The sequence below is a fragment of the Caballeronia sp. LZ034LL genome, from assembly GCF_031451215.1.
Classification (GTDB): Bacteria; Pseudomonadota; Gammaproteobacteria; order Burkholderiales; family Burkholderiaceae; genus Caballeronia.
In genome coordinates this window covers 2,990,970-3,014,226 of sequence record NZ_JARUXR010000001.1, presented here as the reverse complement: position 1 = coordinate 3,014,226, position 23,257 = coordinate 2,990,970, and the positions used below count along the sequence as shown (strand labels likewise).

Genomic DNA, 23,257 nt, shown 5'->3' with positions numbered 1-23,257 from the left:
CGCTCTTAATCGCCGCCGGTCACGCGCAGCACTTCTTCGAGCGACGAAACGCCTGCGGCCAGCCAGCGGTCGCCGTCCTCGCGCAGCGTGCGCATGCCCTGCTTGCGGCCGGCTTCGAGAATCTCGGCATCGGCGGCGTTGCGGTGGATGAGCGGCCGGATCGTGTCGTCGATCAGCAGCAATTCATAGACCCCGCGGCGGCCCACATAGCCCGACTGGCCGCAGCGCTCGCAGCCCACCGGATGCCAGTGGCGCACGCCGTCTTCTTCGACGCGCTCTTCCTTGCACACCGGACACAGCTGCCGCACGAGCCGCTGCGCCAGCACGCCCAGCAGCGACGACGCCAGCAGGTACGGCTCCACGCCCATGTCGGTGAGACGCGTGACGGCGGAGGCGGCATCGTTCGTGTGCAGCGTCGCGAGCACCAGGTGGCCGGTCAGCGACGCCTGCACGGCGATCTGCGCGGTTTCGAGGTCGCGGATTTCGCCGATCATGATGATGTCCGGATCCTGACGCAGGATGGAGCGCAGCGCCCGCGCGAAGGTCATGCCGATGCGCTCGTTCACCTGCGTCTGGCCGATGCCCGACAGGTCGTACTCGATCGGATCCTCCACCGTCATGATGTTGGTGGTGGTGGTCTCCAGTCGCGACATCGACGCATACAGCGTGGTGGTCTTGCCGGAGCCGGTCGGCCCCGTCACGAGCACGATGCCGTGCGGCCGGCCAATCAGCTTGTCGAAGTGGACCAGCGTGTCGCGCGCCATGCCGAGGGTTTCGAGATTCAGGCGCTGTGCGTCCTTTTCGAGCAGACGCAGCACTGCGCGCTCGCCATGGCCGGTGGGCAGCGTGGAGACGCGCACGTCCACCGGACGTCCGCCGACGCGCAGCGTGATGCGCCCGTCCTGCGGCAAACGTTTCTCCGCGATGTCGAGCTGCGCCATGATCTTGATCCGCGAGATCAGCGCGCCGTGCAGCGCCTTTTTCGGGCGCACGACATCGCGCAGCGTGCCGTCCACCCGGAAACGCACGACCGAGGCATTCTCGAACGGCTCGATGTGAATGTCCGACGCCTGCTCGCGCGCCGCCTGCGTGAGCAGCGCGTTGATCATGCGGATGATCGGCGCGTCGTCTTCCGACTCCAGCAGGTCCTCGACTTCCGGAATGTCCTGCATCAGGCGCGACAGATCGACCTCGCCTTCCACCTCGCCCACCACCTGCGCCGCGCTGCCGTCATTGCGCGCGTAGGCGGCGTTGATGGCCGCGGCGAGTTCGTCGGACGACTTGCGCACGATGGACAGCGCGCCGAAGTTGCGCGCGACCTCGGCGAGCGCGGCGTCGCTGGTGCGCTCGCTGATCCAGACCTCGATGCCGTCCGGATGCTGGTGCGCCAGCAGGATCTGTCCGCTGCGCGCGAAGCCGTAGGGCACGAGCCGCGCCGCCAGCGGCGATGCCGCCGTGCTCGCGTGGTCGTGCGCGCCTTCCGCGCCGTTCACGGTGCTCACGGCCGTACTCCGGTCTGGCCGTTGCCCGCGCCGGTGGGCGCCGGATAGTTGTTCTGCGACGGCAAGGTGGACTGCGGCGCGATCTGCACCGGTTGCGGCGCCTGTCCGGCATCGGGGTTCTGCGGCAACGTCGTGCTCGGTCCCGGACCGCGCGTCATGCTGCTCCAGTCAAGCAGGTTGTCCGCGGGCGCGCCGCCGCCTTCACTCGGGCCGAGCGGCTTCGGCGGAATCACCGGGATGTTGGTGTCCTTGATGAGGCGGTTGTCGGAGGTCGCGCCGTATTGCTGCTGACGCATGTAGTCGTAGCGCGTGTTCGCGATCTGCGAAGACGTTGCCTGGTCGCGCACGATCACCGGCCGCAGGAACACCATCAGGTTGGTTTTCGAGCGCACCTTGCTTTCGCTGCGGAACAGGCTGCCGATGAACGGAATGTCGCCGAGCAGCGGAATCTTGCTGGTGCTGCTGTCGTACTCGTCCTTCATGAGGCCGCCCAGCACGACGATCTCGCCGTCGTCCGCCATGATGGTGGACTGCACGGAACGCGTGTTGATGGTCGGCCCGGACACGTTGTTCACCGTCGTGGCGTCGACGCTCGAGTCTTCCTGGTAGACCTGGAGCTTCAGCACGCCGCCGTCGGTGATCTGCGGCTTGACGTGCAGCACCACGCCGACGTCGCGACGATCGTACGTGTTGAAGGCGCTGATCCCGGCCGTCGTATTCGCGGTCGGCGTGGAGTAGGAGCCCGACGCCACCGGCACGTTCTGGCCCACGATGATCTTCGCTTCTTCGTTGTCCAGCGTGATGAGGTTAGGCGTCGAGAGAACGTTGGCGTCCGAGGACGTCGACAGCGCCTGCAGCAGGCCGCCCAGTCCGAACAGGTTGCCGAAGCGGTGCAGCAAGCCGATGTTGAGGCCCGGTGCGAGCAAGCCGGTCGCCGCCGTGAGCGCGGACGTATTCTGCGCGGCAGCGCCGCCCGCCAGCGTCAGATCGACGATGTTGTTGCTCGTACCCGAGACGGTCGGAAAGCCCGTGCTGCCATAGAGCGCGTTATTGCCGCTGTTGGACAGCAGCGCGCCCTGCCACTGGATGCCGAGGCTTGCATTGGAGGTTGCGTTCAGCTCGACGATCAGCGCCTCGATATAGACCTGCGGCCGGCGCACGTCGAGCTGGTCGATCACGGCGCGCAGGTTGCGGTACATCGGATCGGGCGCGGTGATGATGAGCGAGTTCGTCGCCGAATCCGCCTGGATCATGCCGCCGCCCTGATCGTTGCCGTTGTCGCTGTCCTTGTTCGACGAGAAGTTCGAGTCGCGGTTGCCGCTGCCACCCGTCAAGGGATTGTTGCCGCTGCCCGAGCTGGACGAGCCGAGGCCGCCCGGCAGCGGAGGCACGCCGGACTGGCCAGTGGACATCGACGAACTGCTGCCGAGGCCGCCGCCGCTGTTGCCGTAGCCATTATTCGAGTTCGAGCTCGACGAGCTGGAATTGTCGCTGGAGCCGCTGCCCTTGCCGAGCATGCCGCGCAGCGTCTTGGCGAGGCGCACCGCGTCGGCGTTGCGCAGCGAGACGACGTGCATGTTGCCGGGCTGACCGGTCGGGGCATCCAGCTTCTTCGCGAGCGCCTTGGCGGCCTCGAGCCGCGCGCTGCTCGACGCGCGGAACATCAGCGAGTTGGTGCGCGCATCCGGCGTGACCGTGACCTTGAGCGTCGCGTCGGTGCTGCCGATCGTGCCTGGATCGAGCAGCTTGTTCATCTGCTCGGCGACATCGATGGCGTTCGCGTTCTTCAGCGTGACGACATCGACCTCGCGGCCCGCCGCCGTATCCACGCCCGCGATGATGCCCGCGATGCGGCGAATGTTGTCGGCGTAATCGGTGACCACCAGCGTGTTGTTGGCCGGATAGGCCGCGATGGTGTTGTTCGGCGAGATCAGCGGGCGCAGCACCGGCAGCAGGTTGTTCGCCGATTCGTTGCGCAACTGAAAGACTTGCGTGATCACCTGGTCGCCGCGCGCGCCGGGCGTGTTGCCGACGTAGGTCGGCACGCCCTGCAGCTTGGCATCGGCTTCGGGCACGACCTTCAGGACGCCGTGATCCTGCACGAGCGCGAAGCCCTGCATGCGCAGCGACGACTGAAGCGTCTTCAGCGCCTGATCTTCGGGAACCGGATTTTCCGAAACAAGGTTCAGTTGCCCCTTGACGCGGGGATCGACGATGATGGTTTTGCCGGTGGCGGCGCCGATCGCCTTGGCGACCTGGTCGATATCCGCGTTGACGAAATTCAACGTCACTTGCGCGTGCGCGGCTTGGGCGACGATGAGTCCCGCCGCCAGCAGTGCCGTCGCGATGCGACGCAGTGCCATAGGTTGTCTTCTCATGGATGTGATATCAGAGCCGGATCACCGGGAAGCCGGCCAAGGCAGCGCTCCCCGTCTGCGGGAAGCGCCGCCGACCACGATCGGGCGCGAGGGCGCACGGTCTGCAGTCGGGTAAAAAAATATGACGATAACAGCTTTATGTAACGAAATTATGCCAATTCGTACCAGATCGAAATCTGTCTGAAGCTGCGTCGCGCGATACGTTCCAGCGCTCAAGCTTTCAAGGAACTTGCCGATAGACCATGCTCGTAACAGGTTCCGAGGACGGGTCGATGCGCGCGGGAGCCGAATTGTAGCGCGTCCGGAACTCTTAATATTCATACATTTAGAGCACACTCGCCAGCAGGTCTGGCACACTTGCACGCGAACAGCCGTCTTGCGTGCGCATTGGCGTATGTCTGATAGCCAACTTATGACCAGAAACATCAGCCGGTATGATACGGTCGGTTCCGCTTTACGGGCTGTCTCGAAAAGGGTGGGTTTTCCCGAAACAATGATTCCCTCCGAGAACACGAACCCGGCCGCGGACGTGTGTTGGTTGGCGTTGGCGCCAAGGCGCCGCAACGGCGGCATGACGTTTCGCATCGGCGGATGGAGCAGAAGAAGATGAAGAGAATCACGCGCAGACTTGTGTCATGCGTCGCGTTATGCGGCTCGCTGCTGGCGGCTGCTTCCGCACACGCGGACTGCTTCGACGAAGCCGCCAAATATCAGAAGGTCAATCCGCTCATCCTGCGCGCCATCGCCTGGCAGGAATCGCACAACAAGCCGGACGCGATCAACAAGAACGCAAACGGGTCCACCGATTACGGCCTGATGCAGATCAACTCCATCCACCTCGACACACTGGCTCAATACGGCATCTCCAGCGGCACGCTGATGCAGCCGTGCAAGAGCGTCTACGTCGCTGCGTGGCATCTGCGCCAGAAGATGAACAAGTACGGCAATTCGTGGCAGGCGGTCGGCGCTTACCATTCCGAAACGCCTGCGCTGCGCGACAAGTACTCGGCCCAGATCATCGAGATCCTGCGCCGCTGGAAGCTGGTCGAAGCCAAGCGCTGAGCGGCCGCGCGGTCTTTCATCGCTGACGTCACCCGCGCCCGCATCCGCGTCCCGCGCAATTGATGCAAAATCCCCTCTTCGATCGTCCGCGCCGCGCGCAGCGCAGCGGACCCGCGCTCGCGCGCCTTCTTCCCCGTCCGGTCCACTGCAATGAACCCATCCCCCCTTCCGATCACCGTGCTATCGGGATTCACAGGCGCGGGTAAAACCATGCTCGTCGATGCACTGCTCGCCAATACCGAAGCCGTACGCATCGGCGCGATCACGTGCGGCAAGGCCCCGCCGGCCGCCGACCAGGAAACGACCGAGCTTCCCAACGGCGGACTGCTGCTCACCTTGAGCGATCAATCGATGTCCGCGCTGGAAGGCGCCATCACCTGGCTTGCCGAACAGCAGCGTTTCGATGCGATCCTCGTCGAGACATCGCATGCCGTGGATCCGATGACGATCGCCGAGAACCTCGCATTCGGCGACGACGATGACGCCACGCTCGCCGGCCACGCGGCACTGGATACCTTCGTCACCGTGATCGATGCCGCGAATTTCCTGCGTGACTACACCTCTCCGGATTCGCTGGCCGAACGCGGACTGCAGACGGGCGCGCACGATGAAGAAGACCGGACGGTCGTGGAAACGCTGATCGCGCAGATCGAGTTCTGCGACGTGATCGTGATCAACAAGACCGATCTCGTCGATGCCGCGGAGACGGAGAAGATCGCGCGAATCCTCCACGCGTTGAATCCGCGCGCGCTTCAGATCACGACGCAATCCGGCATCGTTTCGCCGGGAGAAATTCTCGACACGGGACGTTTCGATCTCGATGCCACTGCAAGCGCGCCGGGCTGGCTTGCCATTCTCAACGAAGCGCCATCGACGACGGACGATGAAGCGGACGTCACTGAGGTCGGTCATGTCGTGGGTCATGTCGTATATCGGGCGCGCCGGCCGTTCCATCCCGAGCGTCTATGGAACCTGCTGCATCGCGAATGGACCGGCGTGCTGCGCGCCAAGGGCTTCTTCTGGCTCGCGACGCGCAGTGAGGTCGGCGGTTCGCTGTCGCAGGCGGGCGGCACGTGCCGGCATGGCCCGGCGGGCGTGTGGTGGGCGGCGCAGGATCGCAGCGAATGGCCGACCGATGACCCCGAGCTCGAAGCGGAGATCGTCGCGGAATGGGTTGGCGATCCGGATGACAACAGCATCGGCGACCGTCGGCAGGAACTGGTGCTCATCGGCCTGGATCTCGATCGGGCGTACTGGCAGGACACCTTCGACGCGTGTCTCCTCACCGACGATGAATGGGCGCTCGGCGCGGATGGCTGGAAGCATCTGGCCGATCCGTTCCCTGCGTGGGATATCGAAGACCACGATCATGAACACGATGACCATGAACATGGTCCCGACTGCGGTTGCGAAGATCATCGGCATTGACCGGCAAGACGGCACGCCTGCGCAGCGTGCCGGCGACCGGCAAACCCATACAAAGACGAAAAAAAACCCGCCGAAGGCGGGTCATGTATCACTGGCTACCGCGGGTAGCCGGACAATCGGCAAGAAACTTACCGCTTGTTCACTGCATCCTTGAATGCCTTGCCAGCCGTGAACTTGACCGTCTTTGCGGCCGGAATCTTGATGGACTCGCCAGTCTTCGGGTTGCGGCCGGTGCGCGCTGCGCGCTTTCCCGAACCGAAGCTGCCGAAGCCGATCAACTGCACTGCGTCACCTTTCGAGACAGCCTTCTTGATCACTTCGAGCAACGTGTCCAGCGTTTCGCCGGTTTGAGCCTTGCTGGCGCCGGTCTGAGCGGCTACGGCGTCGATCAATTCCTGTTTGTTCATTAAGGTTCCTTTATCAGTTTAGGTTGACACGAACAGCGCGAACGCGCCGATTATACGTGCGCAAGCCGTGCCGTCGAGTAGGGACGGCCTTCTGACAGGCCCGCCCGACGATTTGACGTTCTCCGGCGCCACTTCACGGACGTTGCTCCACTTCGTCGCCTTCACGCCGCCTCTGTAGGCAGCGCTTGGTATGATAGCGCAGCGCAAACCCAATCAGGATAAGGGTTTCAAAGATTTACCCTTATATTTTTCGGGCTTCCGGCGGGGTTTTTCAGCGTGGGACATCGACTTTCGATGCTTGTGGCAAGGACGAATCCCTCATCACAAGGTGCCGTTGGTTTTTGCCAACGTTCCCGCCCACTGCCCCTGCTCCCGCTCTCAGCCTTGCCCACATTGGGTTTGACGGCTGTGGCCCGGGTCCATGCAGTGCTCTTGCAAGCACTTTCACCAAGGCCATGAGCCCGGCCGTCGGTCGGTCCCAGTCTTCGGGAAGGTGCAAGCGCGTCGCAAGCCCAGGGCGAGCCGCACAACCCATGCCGCACTTGATCTTCGTCGAATCCCTGGTTCGCCAACGGGCCTTCCTCCATCCCCATGACTGAGCCTTTGCTTCTCGCGTCGCACGATCTGCCCGCACGCTGGCGCAACCGGCGCGTCTTTACGATCGTCGATCTGACCTTCACGCCTGCCGAAAGCTTTCTTGCCGCGTGGCAAGGCTGGCTGGACGACGACGCGCGTTGCGAGCGGCTCCATGTCGTTGCCGTCGCACCGCTCGCCGCACTCGATCATCCCCCGGCGAACACGGGCTCGCCGCTCGAAGCCGAGCTGCAGCGCGCGTGGCCGATGCGCGTAACGGGCCTGCATCGCCTGGAGTTCGCGGACGGACGGGTCGTGTTGACGCTCGCGGTCGGCGATCGCCAGGAGATGCTGTCGAAGCTATGGCTGCGCGCGGATGCCTTCAACGTCGATGTGACCAAAGCGGATCCAGGCGATCCACGCACGCTGTGCAAGTCGCTCGCGCGTCTTGCCGGCGACGATGCGACCGCCTGCATCAACGCACCCGCCGACACCCATGCAACGTTCCAAGGCGCGCTAGAAGCCGCCGGTTTCACATGCCACTCGTCGGGTGCCAGCAAGCAAGTCACGGGACGTTTCGCGCCGCGCTGGCGCGTGCGTCGGCATGAACCGCCGCGGCCCGACGGCGACGGCACGCGCGACGCCATCGTCATCGGCGCGGGACTGGCCGGCTGTGCGGTGACATCGCGGCTGACCGCGCGCGGCTTCCGCGTGACGCTCATCGACCGCCACGAACAGCCGGCGCGCGATGCATCGGGCAATCCGGCAGGCGTGTTCCATCCGATCGTCTGGCGCGACGACAGCGTCGCCGCTCGCCTCACCCGCGCCGGCTTTCTCAGCGCGCTGCAGCGATGGCGCCCGCTCGAACAGGCCGGTCACGACTTGCGTCGAAGCAACGCCGGCCTGCTCCAGATCGCCGATACGCCCGAAGACGCCGATGCCCTCGCGGCTGCCATCGCGCGCTTTGCGTATCCATCCGAGTATGTGCAGCCGATGACGCGAAGCGACGCTTCGCGCGTAGCAGGCGTCGAGGTTGCGCGCGGCGGCTGGTTCTTCCCGCAAGGCGGCGCGATTTCGCCCGCTGCGTTATGCGCCGCGCAACTGGCCGGCTCTGCCACACGAACCGCGATGCGCATGAATACCGAAGTGGCGAGCATCGCTCGTGAAGACGGGCTGTGGCGAGCCTTCGATAGCAGCGGCAACGAGATCGCCCGCGCGCCGGCAATGATCCTCGCCAATGCGCGCGATGCCGCGCGCCTGGCCGGTCTCTACGGGCAGCCGACGCGCATCGTGCGCGGCCAGCTCAGCATGCTCGAGTCACCCGGCTTCGATGCGCTGCGTGTGCCGGTAATCGGGGAAGGCTACGCGGTGCCGCTGGGCGCGGGCAGCACGCTGATCGGCGCGACCTACGACATCGACGATCCCGATCCCGAGATGCGTGCCGAAGGAGATGTCGAGAACCGCGAGCGCGTCGCCGGCATGTTGCCCGGCATGGCGTTCACCGAAGACACGGTTCGCGGCGGGCGCGTCGCGTTCCGTTGCGTGACCAGCGACCGCATGCCGATGATTGGCCAGCTCGCCGATGAAGCCGCCGCCCGCCGCGATGCGCGACGGCTGTCCGGCGCGTGGCCGCTGGACCTGCCGCGCATGCCGGGTCTGTACGGCGCGTTCGCGTTCGGATCGCGCGGACTGATCTGGGCGAGCCTCGCCGCTGAACTCGTGGCGGCGCAGATCGAAGGCGAGCCCTGGCCCATCGAGCGCGACCTCGCCGAGGCCGTCGATCCCGCTCGCTTCCTGTTGCGGCAGCTGCGCCATGGCGAGATCGGCCCTGATGAGTTGTCCCCACCGGTCTGTGGATAACGCGGCCGATTGCCGGTGAAACGCGTGTGAACTCGTTGTGCATGTAAACGGGACAACCCGCGGACTCCGGTTTACCCGCCCAAAGTTGTTCCAGGTTAACCGCCGCGGACGAACATGTTTACCGTGCCTTTGTGCTTCTCTCAATTCGTTGTTTGGAAAGACAAAATCGCGGTTATCCACAGTGCGCGGCAGCGCTTGTTAACTACTACTACTTGTATATACAGTAAACCTGTAAACACCTGAAGGCGGAGGCGTCAGGCGGCAGCCAGCCGGACCATTTCACCCTGCCGCTGCATGCAGCCGGTCAGCATTGCCAATCCGCTCCAATGCATGGCAGTCGCTTTTACCTCAAAGGAATCATGAGCTTGGTCTTTCTGTCAGGGACATCCAGGTATGGCACAATCGCGCTTCTTCCTGCGTCGCGCCGTGCATGCGGCGAGCGCTTTCAACGGAACGATGGCCGCGCGCCAAGAATCTGATCAACGAAGCCGCGTCGTCGTTTTCTGTGTCCGGCCGGCCATCGAATGAGTGCCGCATGTAGGCTCGGTGTTTCGCTGAACCGCCGCGGCATGCAGCCTCACACCGGACACGTCGACTAACTCGTGCACGGCCAGACCGTGACACCGTGTTCGTTCGTATTTCGTTTCGCCTGAATGAACTGACGTCCGCTCACGTGAGGGACGCGCGCCGCCTGCGAGCGCGGCGCCCTCAGGCGAGGTCACGCTACGGACGCGCGTGCCCGGATAGCAAGAACAGATAGCAGCAACGAAGGAGAAGCCAATACGATGAACTCGGCGTTTTCATTTCTGCCCGCGTGGCCGCTCGAACCCGACGCCATTCTCTGGGCAGGTCTCGCGCTCGTCACGGCGGGCCTGGCCGGTGAACTGCTGTGGCGCGCCTGGCGCCTGCCGCGCATCACCGGCTACGCGGTGATCGGGCTGATCGCGGGGAATGCGGGGCTCGGCGTGATCGACTCGAGCGCAGCCGGCCTGTCGCGGCCGCTGCTGGATGTCGCGCTCGGCCTGCTGCTGTTCGAACTCGGCGGCCGGCTCGATCTGCGCTGGATCCGCCGCAATCCGTATCTGATCCTGTCGAGCATCGCGGAAGCCACGCTGACCTTTGGCCTCGTGCTGATCGCGCTGACCCTGCTCAACGTACCGACCATGCCTTCGGTCGTCGTCGCCGCCATCGCCATGGCCACTTCGCCCGCGATGGTCATCCAGCTCAAGATGGAGCTGCGTTCGGAAGGCCAGGTCACGCAGCGGCTGCTCACGCTGACCGCGCTCAACAGCATGTATGCGGTGATCGTCGAGAAGCTCGCGGCCGGCGTGCTGCATCAGGAGATCTACGGCAATACGCTCGCCACCATCCTGCAGCCGCTGTATCTGCTGATCGGCTCGCTGGTGCTGGCGTTCCTGCTCGCGCGCGCCTGCAACCTGCTGGTCCGGCGCCTGCCCGCCAACGACGAGCATTCGTTCGTCGCGCTGTTCGGTCTCGTGCTGCTGGCGATCGCCATTGCCCACATCTTCAAGCTGTCGACCATCCTCGCGCTGCTCGCGGCCGGCATCATCGTGAAGAACGCCGACGAACGTCCGCAGCTATGGCCGTCGCACTTCGGCTCCGCCGGGTGGCTGCTTACCGTCATCCTGTTCGCGCTCACGCTGACGTCGTTTCACTGGCGCGACATCGCGCTGGGCGGCATCGCGGCACTGGGACTGATTGTCGCGCGCTTCATCGGCAAGCTTGCCGGCGTGCTGATCTTCGCGAAGCCGAGCGGCCTGAACTGGAAGCAGGGTGCGGCGCTGGGCGTCGCGCTGTCGCCGATGTCCGCGCTCGCGTACTTGCTGGTCGACGACATGTACGTGCTCTATCCCAACTACGATCCCACCTTGCGCGCGATCGTCATGTGCTCCATCGTGGTGCTGCAGATCGTGTCGCCGTTCGTGGTGTACCGCAGCCTGTCGGCGGTCGGCGAGCGGCGCGAGTAATCGATTTTTCCAGAGGCGCCATGGCACTCGAACCCTTCATCAACTCCGAACCCTTTACGTTCGGCGTCGAGCTTGAGATCCAGGTCGTCAATACGCACGACTACGATCTGACCCGCGCGGCGTCGGACCTCATGCGTCTCATCAAGGACGAGAAGATTCCGGGCAACATCACGCCCGAAATCACCGAAAGCATGATCGAGCTGTCGACCGGCATCTGCACGACGCACGAACAGGCCGTCACCGATCTGCGCACCATCCGCGACACGTTGGTCGCTGCGGCAGACCAGCTGAACGTGGGCCTGGCGGGCGGCGGCACGCATGCATTCCAGCAATGGAGCGACCGGCAGATCTACGATGCGCCGCGTTTCCAGTACATCTCCGAGCTGTACGGCTATCTCGCCAAGCAGTTCACGGTGTTCGGCCAGCACGTGCATATCGGCTGCCCCGATCCGAACAGCGCGCTGTTCCTGCTGCATTCGATGTCGCGCTACATTCCGCATTTCATCGCGCTGTCGGCTTCGTCGCCGTACATTCAGGGCGTGGATACCGGCTTTCATTCGGCACGCCTGAACTCGGTGTTTGCGTTCCCGCTGTCGGGCCGCGCGCCGTTCGTGCTGACCTGGGACAGCTTCGAGGAGTATTTCTCGAAGATGGTGCATACCGGCGTCGTCAACAGCATGAAGGACTTCTACTGGGACATCCGGCCGAAGCCGGGTTTCGGCACGATCGAAGTCCGCGTGATGGATACGCCGCTGTCGGTGGATCGGGCGGCCGCGATCGCGTGCTATATCCAGACGCTGTCGCGCTACCTGTTGCTGGACAAGCCGCTCACGCCCCACGAGGACGACTACCTCGTCTACACGTTCAATCGCTTCGAGGCGTGCCGCTTCGGACTGGAGGGAACCTGCATCCATCCGCAGACGGGCGAACGCAGGACCATCGGCGAAGACATCCTGGCGACGCTCGACGTGCTCGCACCGCACGCCGAAGCGCTCGGCTCGCAGGCGGCGCTGGCGCAGGTCGCCGACATCGCGCGCGGCATGAACGACGCCACCTGGCTGCGCAGCGTATTCGACAAGGAAAAATCGCTGCACGAAGCCGTCAGGCAGCAATGCTTGCAATGGCGCCAATGACGCGACGCGTAGCATGTTGCTTACCGTAAGGCTTGCCTTGGTAATCGGCATTCAATGAACAGGAAAGGCTGCTGCTTGAATATGCATGCAGCCTTTTTCTTTTGCGCTTTATGAAACAAGGACGTGAGCGTGAATCGGGAATAACTGTCTCATGCCATCGTTTGAAGCAGGTTCAAACTTCCGCTTCTAAGGTTTGCCTCAAACAAACCGGATACGGGCGTAATGGTTGCACGCACTTCATGGGCGTGCCTTGGGCTACGCAAGCAACCTCTGGCGGAACTTTCAGTGACGTGAAGACGACTTACGACTCGTATAGAGTTAATCAAAACGAGTCGGCAATCAGCGAGTGAGGCGATTTCGAGAGTTATCCACAGTCTCGCACGGACAATTAAGGTGTACGTTTGTTCCATGTCGCTTAGAATGGCGACTTTGCTGGCGGGGCGTTATAGTCGGCAAATACGTAGCGCCGCAAAGCAGACCATAAGAGGGCGCATAAACAAGAGGGTAGCAGTGTCCCCATTCAGGTGTCGCCGTGAGGCTTGGCACGCCTGAATTTTGAGACGGCGGGGACCGGGAACGAGCGTGTTCCGCAAGGGGTTGCAAGTCGTTTTCTGCGGAAGCGTTTCGGGAACGGTGTTCGCGTGGTCACGCGAACGTGCCGTCAAAACACATAAGCGGAACAACAAGCGAAAGACTATGAATGAAGGCGTTTACGGAGAGCAGGCGACGGGGCGGGTGACCCACGGTCTGCTGCGGCTGAGCACGGCGATGCGCAGCCAGGCTTGGGAATGGGCAGAAGGCGCGGGGCTGACGCCGACCCAGGGTGAAATTCTCGTTTTGCTGATGCAGCGCAGGGGGCCGATGCGCCTTGGCGAGATCGCACGTGAAACGGCATTGACGGCGGCCACGACGAGCGATGCGGTGAGCACGCTCGAAGGCAAGGGGCTGGTCGAGAAGCGCCGCGCGCTCGACGACGGCCGCGCGCTGGCCGTGCGCCTGACCGCACGTGGCCGCACGGCGGCGAAGAAGGCGGTGCAATGGCCGGACTTCCTGGCGAAGGCGGTCGGCACGCTGCGCGAGGAAGAGCAGGTGGCGTTCTATCGCACGCTGCTGAAGACCATCCGCCATCTCGAATCGCAGCAGCAGATGCCGGCGCACCGCATGTGCCTGTCCTGCTCGCACTTCCAGGCCAGCAAGAATCCGAAGAAGGCGCCGCATCATTGCGCGCTGTTGCAGATCGACATGGCGGATACCGATCTGCGTCTCGACTGCTCGGTCTACGAAGAAGCCGATCCCGCGACGCAGAAGAAGAGCTGGAAGGTCTTCGCTCAGCTTGCCTGACATCGGGCAAGGAGAGTGATTCATCCGGCGGCAGCAACGCTGTGAGGCCGCGGCGAGTCGGTTAGACTGTGCCCGTCGCGCCTCCCCGCGAGGCGCGGCTCGTCATCACTTGCCCGACACGCACAGCCCGCTCACGGAAGCCGCCGATGAAAGATGAAGTCCTGGCGATTCGCCACGTCTATTTCGAAGATCTGGGCAGCCTCGAACTCGTGCTGGGCGATCGCGGCCATCTCGTGCGCTATCTGGATGTCGGACGCGGTCGCATCGATGCGCCCAATCCGCTCGATCCTTCACTGCTCGTCGTGCTCGGCGGGCCGATCGGCGCCTATGAGGACGCCGCGTATCCCCATCTTTCTCCCTTGCTCGCGATGCTCGAAAAGCGCATTGCGGCGGGCTTGCCGACCATCGGCATCTGTCTCGGTTCGCAACTGATTGCCCGCGCGCTCGGCGCACGGGTCTATCCATCCGGCTCGCCCGAACTGGGCTGGTCGCCGCTCACGCTGACCGACGCGGGACGTGCGTCCGCGCTGCGCCATCTCGAAGCCGACGGCGCGCCCGTTCCCGTGTTCCACTGGCACGGCGATACCTTCGATCTTCCCGCCGGCGCCACACTGCTCGCATCGACTGCGCAGTGCGCGCATCAGGCCTTCGCCTGGGGCGAGCATGTGCTGGCGCTACAGTGCCATCCCGAAGTCCTGGCCAGCCGCTTCGAAAGCTGGCTGGTTGCCTATCCGGGCGATGTCGCGCGCAGCGGCACGACCGTCACTGCGTTGCGCGAGGACACCGCGCGGCACGGACCCGCTCTCGAACGCGCCGCGCGTGCGATGTTCGGCGAATGGCTCGACCGTTTTGCCCGCAAGGACCCGCACGCCTGAGCGTGGCGCAAGCATTCGCGGCACGTTCTGCATCGAACAAAACGCGATGCTATTCTCGACCGCATCCTTCCTTCCCCGAGCCCACGACATGAGCGCGTTGTTCACACCCGCGACCCTGCGCAGCCTGCAGCTTCCCAATCGCATCATGGTTTCGCCGATGTGCCAGTACTCGGCCGAGCGCGGCGAGGCCACGGCGTGGCACATGATCCACCTGGGGCAGCTCGCGCTGTCCGGCGCAGGGATGCTGTTCATCGAGGCCACGGCGGTCGAGCCTGACGGCCGTATCACGCCTGGCGATCTCGGCCTGTGGGACGACGTCACCGAAGCCGCCTTGCGTCCGGTGCTCGCCGCGATCCGCCAGTATTCGGACATCGCCGTGACGATGCAGCTCGCGCATGCGGGCCGCAAGGCATCGAGTCACGCGCCCTGGGACGGCGGCCAGCTGATCCCGGTCGCGGAGGGCGGCTGGATGACCTACGCGCCGTCGGCGGTGCCGCACAAGCCCGAGGAAACGCCGCCGCTCGCGCTCGACACCGCGGGACTCATGCGCGTGAAGGAAGCCTTCGCAGCATCGGCGCGACGGGCGGCGCGGCTCGGCATCGACGGGATTGAGCTGCATTGCGCGCACGGTTATCTGCTGCATCAGTTTCTCTCGCCGCTCGCCAACCACCGCACCGACGAATACGGCGGCTCGCGCGAGAACCGCATGCGTTATCCGCTCGAAATCTTCGACGCGGTGCGCGCCGCGTTTCCCGCCGACAAGCCGGTCGGCGTGCGCGTGTCCGCGACCGACTGGGTCGACGGCGGCTGGGGCATCGAGGACACGATTGCGTTCGCATCCGAGTTGCAGAAGCGCGGCGTCGACTGGATCGATGTCTCGTCGGGCGGGGTGTCGCCCTTGCAGAAGATCCCGCTTGCCACCGGTTATCAGGTGCCGTTCGCGCAGGCCGTGAAGGAAGCGACGGGCGTGACGACCATCGCGGTCGGCCTCATCACCGAAGCAAAGGACGCGGAGAAGATCGTGGCCGGCGGCCAGGCGGACTTCGTCGCGATCGCGCGCGGCATGCTCTATGATCCGCGCTGGCCATGGCACGCCGCCGCCGAGCTCGGCGCGGCCGTCACGGCGCCGCCGCAATACTGGCGCTCGCAGCCGCGCGACCAGAAGAACCTGTTCGGCGAGATCACGATCGGACAACGTTGAAAAGTATCGAGCATCGTCGAGACGGTTGAGCATTCGCGCGCCGGGAGTGTAGGATACCGGTGTGTTGGACCTGTGAGCGTTCAACCAAGCTAACGCGGCGCCTCGAAGGCCACCGCGTTTTTTTTATCCCCGATGTTCATCCCGAGCGCGCGGGAGCGAAGCGTCATTCAAGGATTCAGTCGATGAGTTCACGCAGGGTCACCGTTCGCCGCTCAGGCGTGCACGGCAAGGGCGTGTTTGCTGTCAAGCCGATCGCCGCCGGCGAGAAGGTGATGGAATACAAGGGCGAGCGCATCTCGTGGAAGGAAGCGCTGCGACGCCATCCGCACAATCCCGACGAGCCCAATCACACCTTTTATTTCGCACTCGACGACGGCCGCGTGATCGACGGCAAGATCGAAGGCAACAGCGCGAAGTACATCAACCATTCGTGCGCGCCGAACTGCGAAGCCGAGGAAATCGAAGGGCGTGTCTTCATTCACGCGCTGCGCGATATCGAGGCGGAAGAAGAGCTGAATTACGACTACGGCCTCGTCATCGAAGGCCGCATCACGAAGAAGCTCAAGAAGGAATACGAGTGCCGGTGCGGCGCGAAGAAATGCCGCGGCACGATGCTGGCCGTGAAGAAGGAAAAGAAAAAGAAGTAGCCGGTCTGGCAACGACGGTCGTCTTCGAGAAGAGCCACGGTGATCTTACCGTGGCTCTTTTCACGACTGCGCTACGGGTTCCTGCTTGAGCGGAATGCGCACGATGAAGCGCGCGCCGCCTTCGGGCGCATCCTCGTAATGCACCGAGCCGCCGTGCAGCACGACGATGTCATGCACGATCGCCAGACCCAGGCCGGCGCCGCCTTCGACGTTCTGGCCATCGCCACGGAAGAAGCGCTTGAAGAGGTCGGCTTGCTGGTCGGGCGGTACGCCCGGTCCATTGTCTTCCACCACGACTTCGGCGAAAGCACGCCGGTCACCGTCATGCCATTCGGTGACTGTCAGCGTGATGCGCGCGCCTTCCGCGCGGAACGGCGGAATGTACTTGAGCGCGTTGTCGATCAGATTCGCAATCACCTCGCGCGTCAGCACGATATTGCCGCGCACGATCAGCGCATGTTCGTTCTCGGGATCGTCGAGGCGCTGGAAGCCGAGATCGACGTTCGATGCCAGCGCCCGCGGCACCCATTCGGCACCCGTCTCGAAGGCGAGCGCGGCAAAGTCGAAATCGGTGAAGCGCGCGGCCTGTTCGCCCGGTTCTGCCCGCGCCAGCGACAGCAATTGATTCGACAGCCGCACCGCCCGGTCAGCCGATGCGCGCAGTTCCTTGACCGCTTCCACGGCCTTGGCGGGATCGCGTGAACTGAGCGCCTGTTCCGCATGCAGCTTCACCGCCGTCAGCGGCGTGCGCAGCTGATGCGCGGCATCGGCGATGAACTTGCGCTGCGCATCGAGCGCCGTCTGCAGGCGCACGAGCAACGCGTTCATCGCGCTGGTGAGCGGACGGATCTCGCCCGGCACGTAGGTTTCGTCGACGGGTTCGAGCGAGATGTGGGTCTGCTGGTTGAGCGCGTCGGCGAGGTCGGTCAGCGGGTTCAGTTGCTGGTTCACGACGCGCCACACGATCACCCAGCCGGCGAGCAGCAGCAGCGCGAGCGGCATCATGATCGCGATCAGGAATTCCACGGCGATGCGATATCGCGACCCCACGCGCTGCGCCACTTCCACGACGATCGGATTGCCGGTCGGCTGCGGCACGCGCACTTGCGCCGCGCGCACGCTCACGCCCTGGAAGTGCGTCTCGAAGACATACGCGTAATGAATGCGCCGGACGTTGCTGCCGGTGAGCGGCAGGTCGCGCTCGCCGGCGATTTCCTCGTCGCCCGTACTGATGCGGTAGATGAGCTGCTCGACCGGGTCGGAGAACATCGCCTGCGCGAGCGGCGGCACGGTGACGGGCGCATCGACGCCCGCGAGCTGGATCTGCTTGGAGATGGCGGTGGCCAGATCCGCGAGCGAGCGGTCCACCACGTGCTGAGTGTATTGCCAGGCGAGCCAGTACGCCATCAGGCCGCTCATCAGCGCGAGCAGCGACAGCGGCGCGGCAAGGCGGCGCAGCAACGTGCGCCGCAGGCTCGGCGGCGTCGGGGTCTCGGGGGCTTTCGATCGCGCCAGATCGAGCCAGTCTTCGCGGGCGAAACGCTGGTCGCCCGCGCGCCGGGTGGGAAATCGCAAGGCAGTCTGCTTCGCGGCAGCCGACGCGGAGCGTCAGGCTGCCTGACGGATTTCCTGGAGCAGATAGCCGAAGCCGCGCACCGTCACGATCTCGACGCGGGTGTTCTCCAGCTTCTTGCGCACGCGATGCACATAGACTTCGATGGCCGTATCGCCGAGATCGCCGCCGAAGTGCGTCAGGTGATCCTGCAACTGCGCCTTGCTGACCACGCGGCCATGGCGCAGCAACAGCATTTCCAGCACGGCGAATTCGCGCGGCGACAGTTCGAGCGGACGCTCGTCGTTGAAGATGCGGCGATCGACGCCCGACAGGCGCAGGCCGCCCAGCGAGACCTCGGGACGCGGCACGTCGCCGTGCGGGCCGCTGCGGCGCATCACGGCACGGATGCGCGCTTCGAGTTCCTGCGGCTCGAAGGGCTTCAGCATGTAGTCGTCGGCGCCGCTGTTGAGGCCTTGCACGCGGTCATGCAGTTCGTCGCGCGCGGTGAGGATGATGACCGGCGTGTGGCGGTTGCTCTGGCGAAAACGCGCGAGCAGCGTCATGCCGTCGATGCCGGGCAGGCCCAGATCGAGAATGACGAGTTCGTGGCGGTTTTGCGCGAGGGCCTGTTCGGCGAAGATGCCGTCGTGCACCATGTCGACCGTGAAGCCGGATTGTTCGAGGCTGCTTTGGATGCCGCGCGCGATGGGGCGGTCGTCTTCGATCAGAAGGATTCGCATGGAGTCGCTCAAGTACAATGGGTTGAGCTCAGGCCGGCGGGGGCGATCGGTGGCATGTTCTGTCATGCATGACGCGGCGGCAGGCTCGAGCCAGTTAAAACTCACATCTCATGCGGCGTTGCGCGACGATACTTTGAGCCGCGAGCGGCCGTACATCGAATGTCTTTCTTCCCGGACATGGCGCTCATCCCGATCAACGAACTCGAAGCCGCGATCAACTACTGGCGCGGCCGCTCGCCGTCGAGCGGCGACGAACTCGCTCTCTGCAAGGAGGCGAGCGCACTGTCCAAGCCTTATGCGCTGCTGATTGTACAGCGTCGGTCAAGTCTGCCTTCCGAACAGCTGGACGAAGACGCCCGCGCCGCGTGGGAAGCTTACGTGCGCTTCAACAATTGCATGCGCGACTGAAAGCTTGGGCGCGTCTTCGCTTTCGGCTTTCTTCATTTAAGCTTCCAGCGGCCGAAAAATCACGCGATTTGCCGCATTTTTCCGCCTTTCGGCGCTGTCATCGTTCGTAACATGCACGTTACCTTGTTTTTACTGTAAGGGTCGGATTTCTGCGCATGGAACGGCCCTCTGCCGCAAGGGTTAAGAGAGCCGGGCCGCCTTAATGCGATAAAGTCGCATTCGCTCTCGCTTACGCGCACATTCGCCTCATGCTCGATCTCGACCATTTCGACCTCGCCCTGCTGGACGTCCTGCAACGCTTCGGACGGGCCACGCATCAACAACTGGGCGAACAGGTGCCGCTTTCGCCGTCGCAGATCGGACGGCGTTTGCAGAGACTGGAAGCGGTGGGGGTGATCGAGGGCTATCGGGTCATGCTGCGGCCCGAGAAGCTGGGACTCGGTGTGACGGCCTTCACGAGCCTGAAGCTCAAGCATCATGGCGACTCGGTCATCGAGCAGTTCCAGCAGCAGATCGACCTGCTGCCCGAAGTGCTCGAATGCCATGCCACGGTGGGCGACGCCGATTACCTGCTGCGCATCGTCGCGCCGGACCTGAACGCGCTGTCAGGTTTCGTGATGAAGAAGCTGATGCGGGTGCCGGGCGTGGACAGCGTGCGCTCGAACATCGTGCTGACGACCTTCAAGCGCAACGGTCCGTTGCCGCTTGCTCACCTGGCCGCCGACGCCTCTTGAGCCGGAACCTGAGCCGGATTCAGCAGATCCACATACGCGAGCGGCACCAGATCCGTTTCGCCTACGCCGAGTTGCGCGAACATCGCGTGCGCTTCCTGTTCGCCGCCGGCTTCGTCGTCGTCCTGGCCCAGCACCACTTCCAGCTCGATGAAATCGCCCAGGCCGTCCACGCGGTCCAGATGAATCCGCGTGCGCCCGACGAGATACACGTGGCGCTCCTTTGAAACGATGCCGCGCGTCGTCAGCGCCTGGGCCAGCAGTGCGTGCATGGCTTCGGGGTTCGTGACGGGGCTGCGCGAGTAATACGACACCTTCGGGCCGTCGCGGTCGTCGCGTTGATAGAAGATCAGTTCCGAAGGCGTGCCGTCGTCGAACTGGCGCAGCTTGAGACGGCCGGTGGGCACGTCGTAGAAGAAGTCCTGCTGGCGAAACACGAGCGGCGCGTCGGTGGCGAGCGCGGCCGCGCGCTCGCGCAATTGCTCGAACTGATGCGCGCGCGCCTTGATTTCGATGTTGCGTGCCATGAAGACTCCTCGAACACAAAAGGTTGGGTTAAGCGAGGACTCAGACTAGCAAAGTTTCGATGAAGCCCGCTTGAAGCCCGCGTGAAATCCTGGGCAATTTTCGGGCATGGCGGCCGGGCCGGTCGTTACACGGCCCATTGCGCGTCGATCAGCCGCAGCGCCGCCGCGATGGCCGGCTCATCGTGCCGCTCGGCGAGCACGATGAACGACAGCTGGGTCGGCACCGACACGCCTTCGACGATCGTCAGCGCGTGCGCATGCGCCTCGCCGAGCGCGATCGAATCGCGCACCAGCGAAAGCCCGATGCCCGACTTGACGAGATCGAGCATCGACGGCTCCTGATCCACTTCGGCGACCACCGTCGGCATTGCGCCCGCTTCGCGGAACAGGCGCGACAAGAGGCGGTTATGCGCGGATTCGCCCGGCGTCCAGATCCACGGCAGCTTCGCGAGCGCGGCCCAGCTGCGCTTGCCCTTGTTCACGCGGTTGTGCCAGCCTGCCGGCGCCAGCACGCGATACACGAACGGCGTGAGCCGCACGACGTGGAAGCGGTCGCTGTCGCGTGTGCCGTCGCTGGCCGGATCGCCGATGTAGTAGCCGACATCGAGATCGCGCGCCCGCACGCGTTCCAGCACCCAGCCCGACATGCCATGCCGCAGCGAGGTCTCGATGCGCGGATGCGTCTCCACCAGCTGGCGCAGGAAGCCGCCCAGGCGCAGGAACTCGGGATCCAGGATCGAACCGATACGCAAGGTGCCGCTGACTTCGTGGCGCAGGGCGGCGGCGGCGCGGCGTACATCGGCGGCGGCCGCGAGCGCGCGCTCGGCATGCGGTAGCAGCGCTTCACCATCGCGTGTCAGCAGCAGGCCGTGCGACGTGCGCGAGAACAGCACGACGCCGAGCATCTCCTGCAGATTCTTGATCTGCAGGCTGACGGCCGGCTGCGTGACATGCAGTTGCGCCGCGGCGCGCGTCAGGTTGCCTTCGCGAGCGACGGTGAGAAAGGCGCGCAGCAGGGTGTATTCCATCGCCTGATATTAACGCTTCTTATATCGCAGTTGAACATATCTGATTGGATTAGGACACGCGACCGGCAGTACGCTCGGAGTCACACGCATTGCGCAACGAAACAACGAACAACGAACAACGAAAGACGATATCGGAGACGGCAATGAAACAGGACGCGCGCAGGCTCGAAGGCGAATTCGACTACATCATCGTGGGTGCGGGCACGGCCGGGTGCGTGCTGGCGAATCGCCTCACCGAAGATCCGGACGTCAAGGTGCTGCTGCTCGAAGCCGGCGGCAAGGACGATTACCACTGGATCCACATCCCGGTCGGTTATCTGTATTGCATCGGCAATCCGCGCACGGACTGGCTCTACAAGACTCAGGCCGAACCCGGGCTCAACGGACGTGCGCTGTCGTATCCGCGCGGCCGGGTGCTCGGCGGCTGCTCGTCGATCAACGGCATGATCTACATGCGCGGCCAGCGCGAGGACTATGACGACTGGGCGCACATCAGCGGCGATCCGAACTGGTCATGGGACTCCGTGCTGCCGATCTTCATGCGCAGCGAGGATCATCATGGCGGCGCAAATCAATGGCATGGCGCGGGCGGCGAGTGGCGCGTCGAGAAGCAGCGTCTCAAGTGGAAGATCCTCGAAACCTTTTCGCAGGCCGCGCAGCAGACCGGCATTCCCGCTACGGAAGATTTCAATCGCGGCGACAACACGGGCGTCGGCTACTTCGATGTGAACCAGCGTGGCGGCATCCGCTGGAATGCGGCGAAGGCGTTCCTGCGCGAAGCCATGAAGCGCCCCAACCTGACGACGATCACCGGCGCGCACACGCAACGGCTCGTGTTCGAAGGGGCGCGTTGTGTCGGCGTCGAGTATCGCGGCGGCGATGTCGATTACCTTGCGCGTGCGCGCTGCGAAGTCGTGCTGAGCGCGGGCGCAGTGAACTCGCCGCAGATTCTCGAACTGTCGGGCATCGGCAATGGCGCGCGTCTGCAGCGGCTCGGCATCGATGTGGTGAAGGATCTGCGCGGCGTGGGTGAAAACCTGCAGGATCATCTGCAATTGCGCATGGCGTACAAGGTGACCGGCGTGCGCACGCTCAACACCTTGTCCGCGCACTGGTGGGGCAAGCTGTTCATCGGCATGCAGTATGCGTTCATGCGCAGCGGCCCGATGTCGATGGCGCCCTCGCAGCTCGGCGCGTTCGCCAAGTCCAATCCCGACGATGCATCGATCAAGCGGCCCGACCTCGAATATCACGTGCAGCCGCTGTCGCTCGAACGTTTCGGCGAACCGCTGCATGCGTTCAACGCTTTCACCGCGTCCGTGTGCAATCTGCGCCCGACCTCGCGCGGCAGCGTGCATATCGAGTCGCCGGATGCGCATGCGGCGCCGTTGATCGCGCCGAACTATCTGTCGACGGACCGTGATCGCGAAGTCGCCGCCAATGCCTTGCGGCTCACGCGGCGCATCGCCGCCGCGCCCGCGCTCGCGCAATATGCACCGCAGGAGATTCTTCCGGGCATCCAGTTCCAGACCCAGGAAGAACTCGTCGAAGCAGCGGGGCAGGTCGGGACCACGATCTTCCATCCGGTCGGCACATGCCGCATGGGCACCGACAACGATCCCGCCGCGGTCGTGGATAGCCGCCTGCGCGTGATCGGCGTGCGCGGCCTGCGGGTGGTCGATGCTTCGGTGATGCCCACCATCACCTCGGGCAACACGAACTCGCCGACGCTGATGATCGCCGAGCGCGCGAGCGAGATGATCCGCGAGGATCGTCGCGGTGTTGCCACGGAAGAAGCGATCGCGACCGCCCTCGCATGACGATGCGAACGAGCGCACTTCACATGTTGAGATGACAGCGGCATGGCGCACGG

General features: G+C 64.2%; 19 protein-coding genes. 12 read left to right on the top strand and 7 right to left on the bottom strand.

Translation table 11 applies throughout. The features are described 5' to 3' along the window. Window positions 1-5: 5 nt before the first annotated feature. Both gspE and gspD read right to left on the bottom strand, forming a co-directional pair. Window positions 6-1,502, bottom strand: a complete 1,497-nt coding sequence (gspE, locus tag QCE83_RS13860; protein ID WP_309810993.1) for a type II secretion system ATPase GspE — start codon at window positions 1,500-1,502, stop codon at window positions 6-8. After that, window positions 1,499-3,865, bottom strand: coding sequence for a type II secretion system secretin GspD (gene gspD, locus QCE83_RS13855; protein ID WP_309810990.1), 2,367 nt, complete (start codon window positions 3,863-3,865; stop codon window positions 1,499-1,501). Before gspD ends, gspE begins: the two co-directional genes overlap by 4 nt. A 621-nt stretch (window positions 3,866-4,486) precedes the next feature. Between gspD and QCE83_RS13850 the strand changes: the two genes are divergently transcribed. Continuing rightward, a complete protein-coding gene (locus QCE83_RS13850) occupies window positions 4,487-4,942 on the top strand; it encodes a lytic transglycosylase domain-containing protein (protein WP_309810986.1) in 456 nt (151 codons plus the stop codon). Between the two features lie 150 nt (window positions 4,943-5,092). Beyond that, window positions 5,093-6,370, top strand: coding sequence for a GTP-binding protein (locus tag QCE83_RS13845; protein WP_309810983.1), 1,278 nt, complete (start codon window positions 5,093-5,095; stop codon window positions 6,368-6,370). Between the two features lie 128 nt (window positions 6,371-6,498). Here QCE83_RS13845 and QCE83_RS13840 read toward each other — a convergent pair whose 3' ends face one another. Continuing rightward, complete coding sequence (locus QCE83_RS13840; RefSeq protein ID WP_008352404.1) at window positions 6,499-6,777, bottom strand: HU family DNA-binding protein; 279 nt, start codon at window positions 6,775-6,777, stop codon at window positions 6,499-6,501. Window positions 6,778-7,368: 591 nt separating this feature from the next. Between QCE83_RS13840 and mnmC the strand changes: the two genes are divergently transcribed. The 7 genes from mnmC to QCE83_RS13805 all read left to right on the top strand — a co-directional run bounded on the left by mnmC (window position 7,369) and on the right by QCE83_RS13805 (window position 16,395). Then, the gene (gene mnmC, locus QCE83_RS13835) at window positions 7,369-9,210 is read left to right on the top strand and encodes a bifunctional tRNA (5-methylaminomethyl-2-thiouridine)(34)-methyltransferase MnmD/FAD-dependent 5-carboxymethylaminomethyl-2-thiouridine(34) oxidoreductase MnmC (RefSeq protein WP_309810979.1); all 1,842 of its coding nucleotides are present in this window, start codon (window positions 7,369-7,371) and stop codon (window positions 9,208-9,210) included. Between the two features lie 785 nt (window positions 9,211-9,995). After that, complete coding sequence (locus QCE83_RS13830; protein ID WP_309810976.1) at window positions 9,996-11,198, top strand: cation:proton antiporter; 1,203 nt, start codon at window positions 9,996-9,998, stop codon at window positions 11,196-11,198. A 20-nt stretch (window positions 11,199-11,218) separates the two neighbouring features. Continuing rightward, complete coding sequence (locus QCE83_RS13825; protein WP_309810973.1) at window positions 11,219-12,331, top strand: YbdK family carboxylate-amine ligase; 1,113 nt, start codon at window positions 11,219-11,221, stop codon at window positions 12,329-12,331. Window positions 12,332-13,027: 696 nt separating this feature from the next. Next, window positions 13,028-13,672, top strand: a complete 645-nt coding sequence (locus QCE83_RS13820) for a MarR family winged helix-turn-helix transcriptional regulator (RefSeq protein WP_309810967.1) — start codon at window positions 13,028-13,030, stop codon at window positions 13,670-13,672. Between the two features lie 146 nt (window positions 13,673-13,818). Next, window positions 13,819-14,547 carry a glutamine amidotransferase gene (locus QCE83_RS13815; protein ID WP_309810964.1) on the top strand — a complete coding sequence of 243 codons (729 nt, stop codon included), beginning with the start codon at window positions 13,819-13,821 and terminating at the stop codon, window positions 14,545-14,547. An 88-nt stretch (window positions 14,548-14,635) separates the two neighbouring features. Next, entirely contained in the window at window positions 14,636-15,748 is a 1,113-nt protein-coding gene (locus QCE83_RS13810) for an NADH:flavin oxidoreductase/NADH oxidase (RefSeq protein WP_309810961.1), read from the top strand. Between the two features lie 182 nt (window positions 15,749-15,930). Next, window positions 15,931-16,395, top strand: a complete 465-nt coding sequence (locus tag QCE83_RS13805; RefSeq protein WP_309810958.1) for an SET domain-containing protein-lysine N-methyltransferase — start codon at window positions 15,931-15,933, stop codon at window positions 16,393-16,395. A 60-nt stretch (window positions 16,396-16,455) separates the two neighbouring features. On the opposite strand, the gene QCE83_RS13800 is transcribed toward QCE83_RS13805, so the two are convergent. Both QCE83_RS13800 and QCE83_RS13795 read right to left on the bottom strand, forming a co-directional pair. Then, window positions 16,456-17,910: a sensor histidine kinase N-terminal domain-containing protein gene (locus tag QCE83_RS13800; protein WP_309811760.1), complete on the bottom strand. Its 1,455-nt coding sequence runs from the start codon at window positions 17,908-17,910 to the stop codon at window positions 16,456-16,458. 93 nt (window positions 17,911-18,003) lie between these two features. Then, a complete protein-coding gene (locus QCE83_RS13795; RefSeq protein ID WP_309810954.1) occupies window positions 18,004-18,690 on the bottom strand; it encodes a response regulator transcription factor in 687 nt (228 codons plus the stop codon). A 177-nt stretch (window positions 18,691-18,867) separates the two neighbouring features. Between QCE83_RS13795 and QCE83_RS13790 the strand changes: the two genes are divergently transcribed. Together QCE83_RS13790 and QCE83_RS13785 are read left to right on the top strand one after the other, a co-directional pair. Beyond that, window positions 18,868-19,098 carry a DUF3717 domain-containing protein gene (locus tag QCE83_RS13790; RefSeq protein WP_309811758.1) on the top strand — a complete coding sequence of 77 codons (231 nt, stop codon included), beginning with the start codon at window positions 18,868-18,870 and terminating at the stop codon, window positions 19,096-19,098. A 248-nt stretch (window positions 19,099-19,346) separates the two neighbouring features. Continuing rightward, window positions 19,347-19,832 carry an Lrp/AsnC family transcriptional regulator gene (locus tag QCE83_RS13785; protein WP_309810952.1) on the top strand — a complete coding sequence of 162 codons (486 nt, stop codon included), beginning with the start codon at window positions 19,347-19,349 and terminating at the stop codon, window positions 19,830-19,832. On the opposite strand, the gene QCE83_RS13780 is transcribed toward QCE83_RS13785, so the two are convergent. After that, entirely contained in the window at window positions 19,808-20,356 is a 549-nt protein-coding gene (locus tag QCE83_RS13780; protein WP_309810949.1) for a class IV adenylate cyclase, read from the bottom strand. The two genes, QCE83_RS13785 and QCE83_RS13780, sit on opposite strands and share 25 nt — an antisense overlap. A gap of 125 nt (window positions 20,357-20,481) precedes the next feature. After that, complete coding sequence (locus tag QCE83_RS13775) at window positions 20,482-21,384, bottom strand: LysR family transcriptional regulator (RefSeq protein WP_309810946.1); 903 nt, start codon at window positions 21,382-21,384, stop codon at window positions 20,482-20,484. 143 nt (window positions 21,385-21,527) lie between these two features. On the opposite strand from QCE83_RS13775, the gene QCE83_RS13770 reads away from it, so the two are divergent. Further along, window positions 21,528-23,204: a GMC family oxidoreductase N-terminal domain-containing protein gene (locus QCE83_RS13770; protein ID WP_309810944.1), complete on the top strand. Its 1,677-nt coding sequence runs from the start codon at window positions 21,528-21,530 to the stop codon at window positions 23,202-23,204. The last annotated feature ends 53 nt before the right edge of the window (window positions 23,205-23,257 follow it).

Bases quoted from the DNA above. Each gene is read 5' to 3' on its own strand.
- gspD (WP_309810990.1), bottom strand. From the start codon at position 3,865: ATGGCACTGCGTCGCATCGCGACGGCACTGCTGGCGGCGGGACTCATC.
- QCE83_RS13850 (WP_309810986.1), top strand. From the start codon at position 4,487: ATGAAGAGAATCACGCGCAGACTTGTGTCATGCGTCGCGTTATGCGGC.
- QCE83_RS13845 (WP_309810983.1), top strand. From the start codon at position 5,093: ATGAACCCATCCCCCCTTCCGATCACCGTGCTATCGGGATTCACAGGC.
- QCE83_RS13840 (WP_008352404.1), bottom strand. From the start codon at position 6,777: ATGAACAAACAGGAATTGATCGACGCCGTAGCCGCTCAGACCGGCGCC.
- mnmC (WP_309810979.1), top strand. From the start codon at position 7,369: ATGACTGAGCCTTTGCTTCTCGCGTCGCACGATCTGCCCGCACGCTGG.
- QCE83_RS13830 (WP_309810976.1), top strand. From the start codon at position 9,996: ATGAACTCGGCGTTTTCATTTCTGCCCGCGTGGCCGCTCGAACCCGAC.
- QCE83_RS13825 (WP_309810973.1), top strand. From the start codon at position 11,219: ATGGCACTCGAACCCTTCATCAACTCCGAACCCTTTACGTTCGGCGTC.
- QCE83_RS13820 (WP_309810967.1), top strand. From the start codon at position 13,028: ATGAATGAAGGCGTTTACGGAGAGCAGGCGACGGGGCGGGTGACCCAC.
- QCE83_RS13815 (WP_309810964.1), top strand. From the start codon at position 13,819: ATGAAAGATGAAGTCCTGGCGATTCGCCACGTCTATTTCGAAGATCTG.
- QCE83_RS13810 (WP_309810961.1), top strand. From the start codon at position 14,636: ATGAGCGCGTTGTTCACACCCGCGACCCTGCGCAGCCTGCAGCTTCCC.
- QCE83_RS13805 (WP_309810958.1), top strand. From the start codon at position 15,931: ATGAGTTCACGCAGGGTCACCGTTCGCCGCTCAGGCGTGCACGGCAAG.
- QCE83_RS13795 (WP_309810954.1), bottom strand. From the start codon at position 18,690: ATGCGAATCCTTCTGATCGAAGACGACCGCCCCATCGCGCGCGGCATC.
- QCE83_RS13790 (WP_309811758.1), top strand. From the start codon at position 18,868: ATGGCGCTCATCCCGATCAACGAACTCGAAGCCGCGATCAACTACTGG.
- QCE83_RS13785 (WP_309810952.1), top strand. From the start codon at position 19,347: ATGCTCGATCTCGACCATTTCGACCTCGCCCTGCTGGACGTCCTGCAA.
- QCE83_RS13780 (WP_309810949.1), bottom strand. From the start codon at position 20,356: ATGGCACGCAACATCGAAATCAAGGCGCGCGCGCATCAGTTCGAGCAA.
- QCE83_RS13775 (WP_309810946.1), bottom strand. From the start codon at position 21,384: ATGGAATACACCCTGCTGCGCGCCTTTCTCACCGTCGCTCGCGAAGGC.
- QCE83_RS13770 (WP_309810944.1), top strand. From the start codon at position 21,528: ATGAAACAGGACGCGCGCAGGCTCGAAGGCGAATTCGACTACATCATC.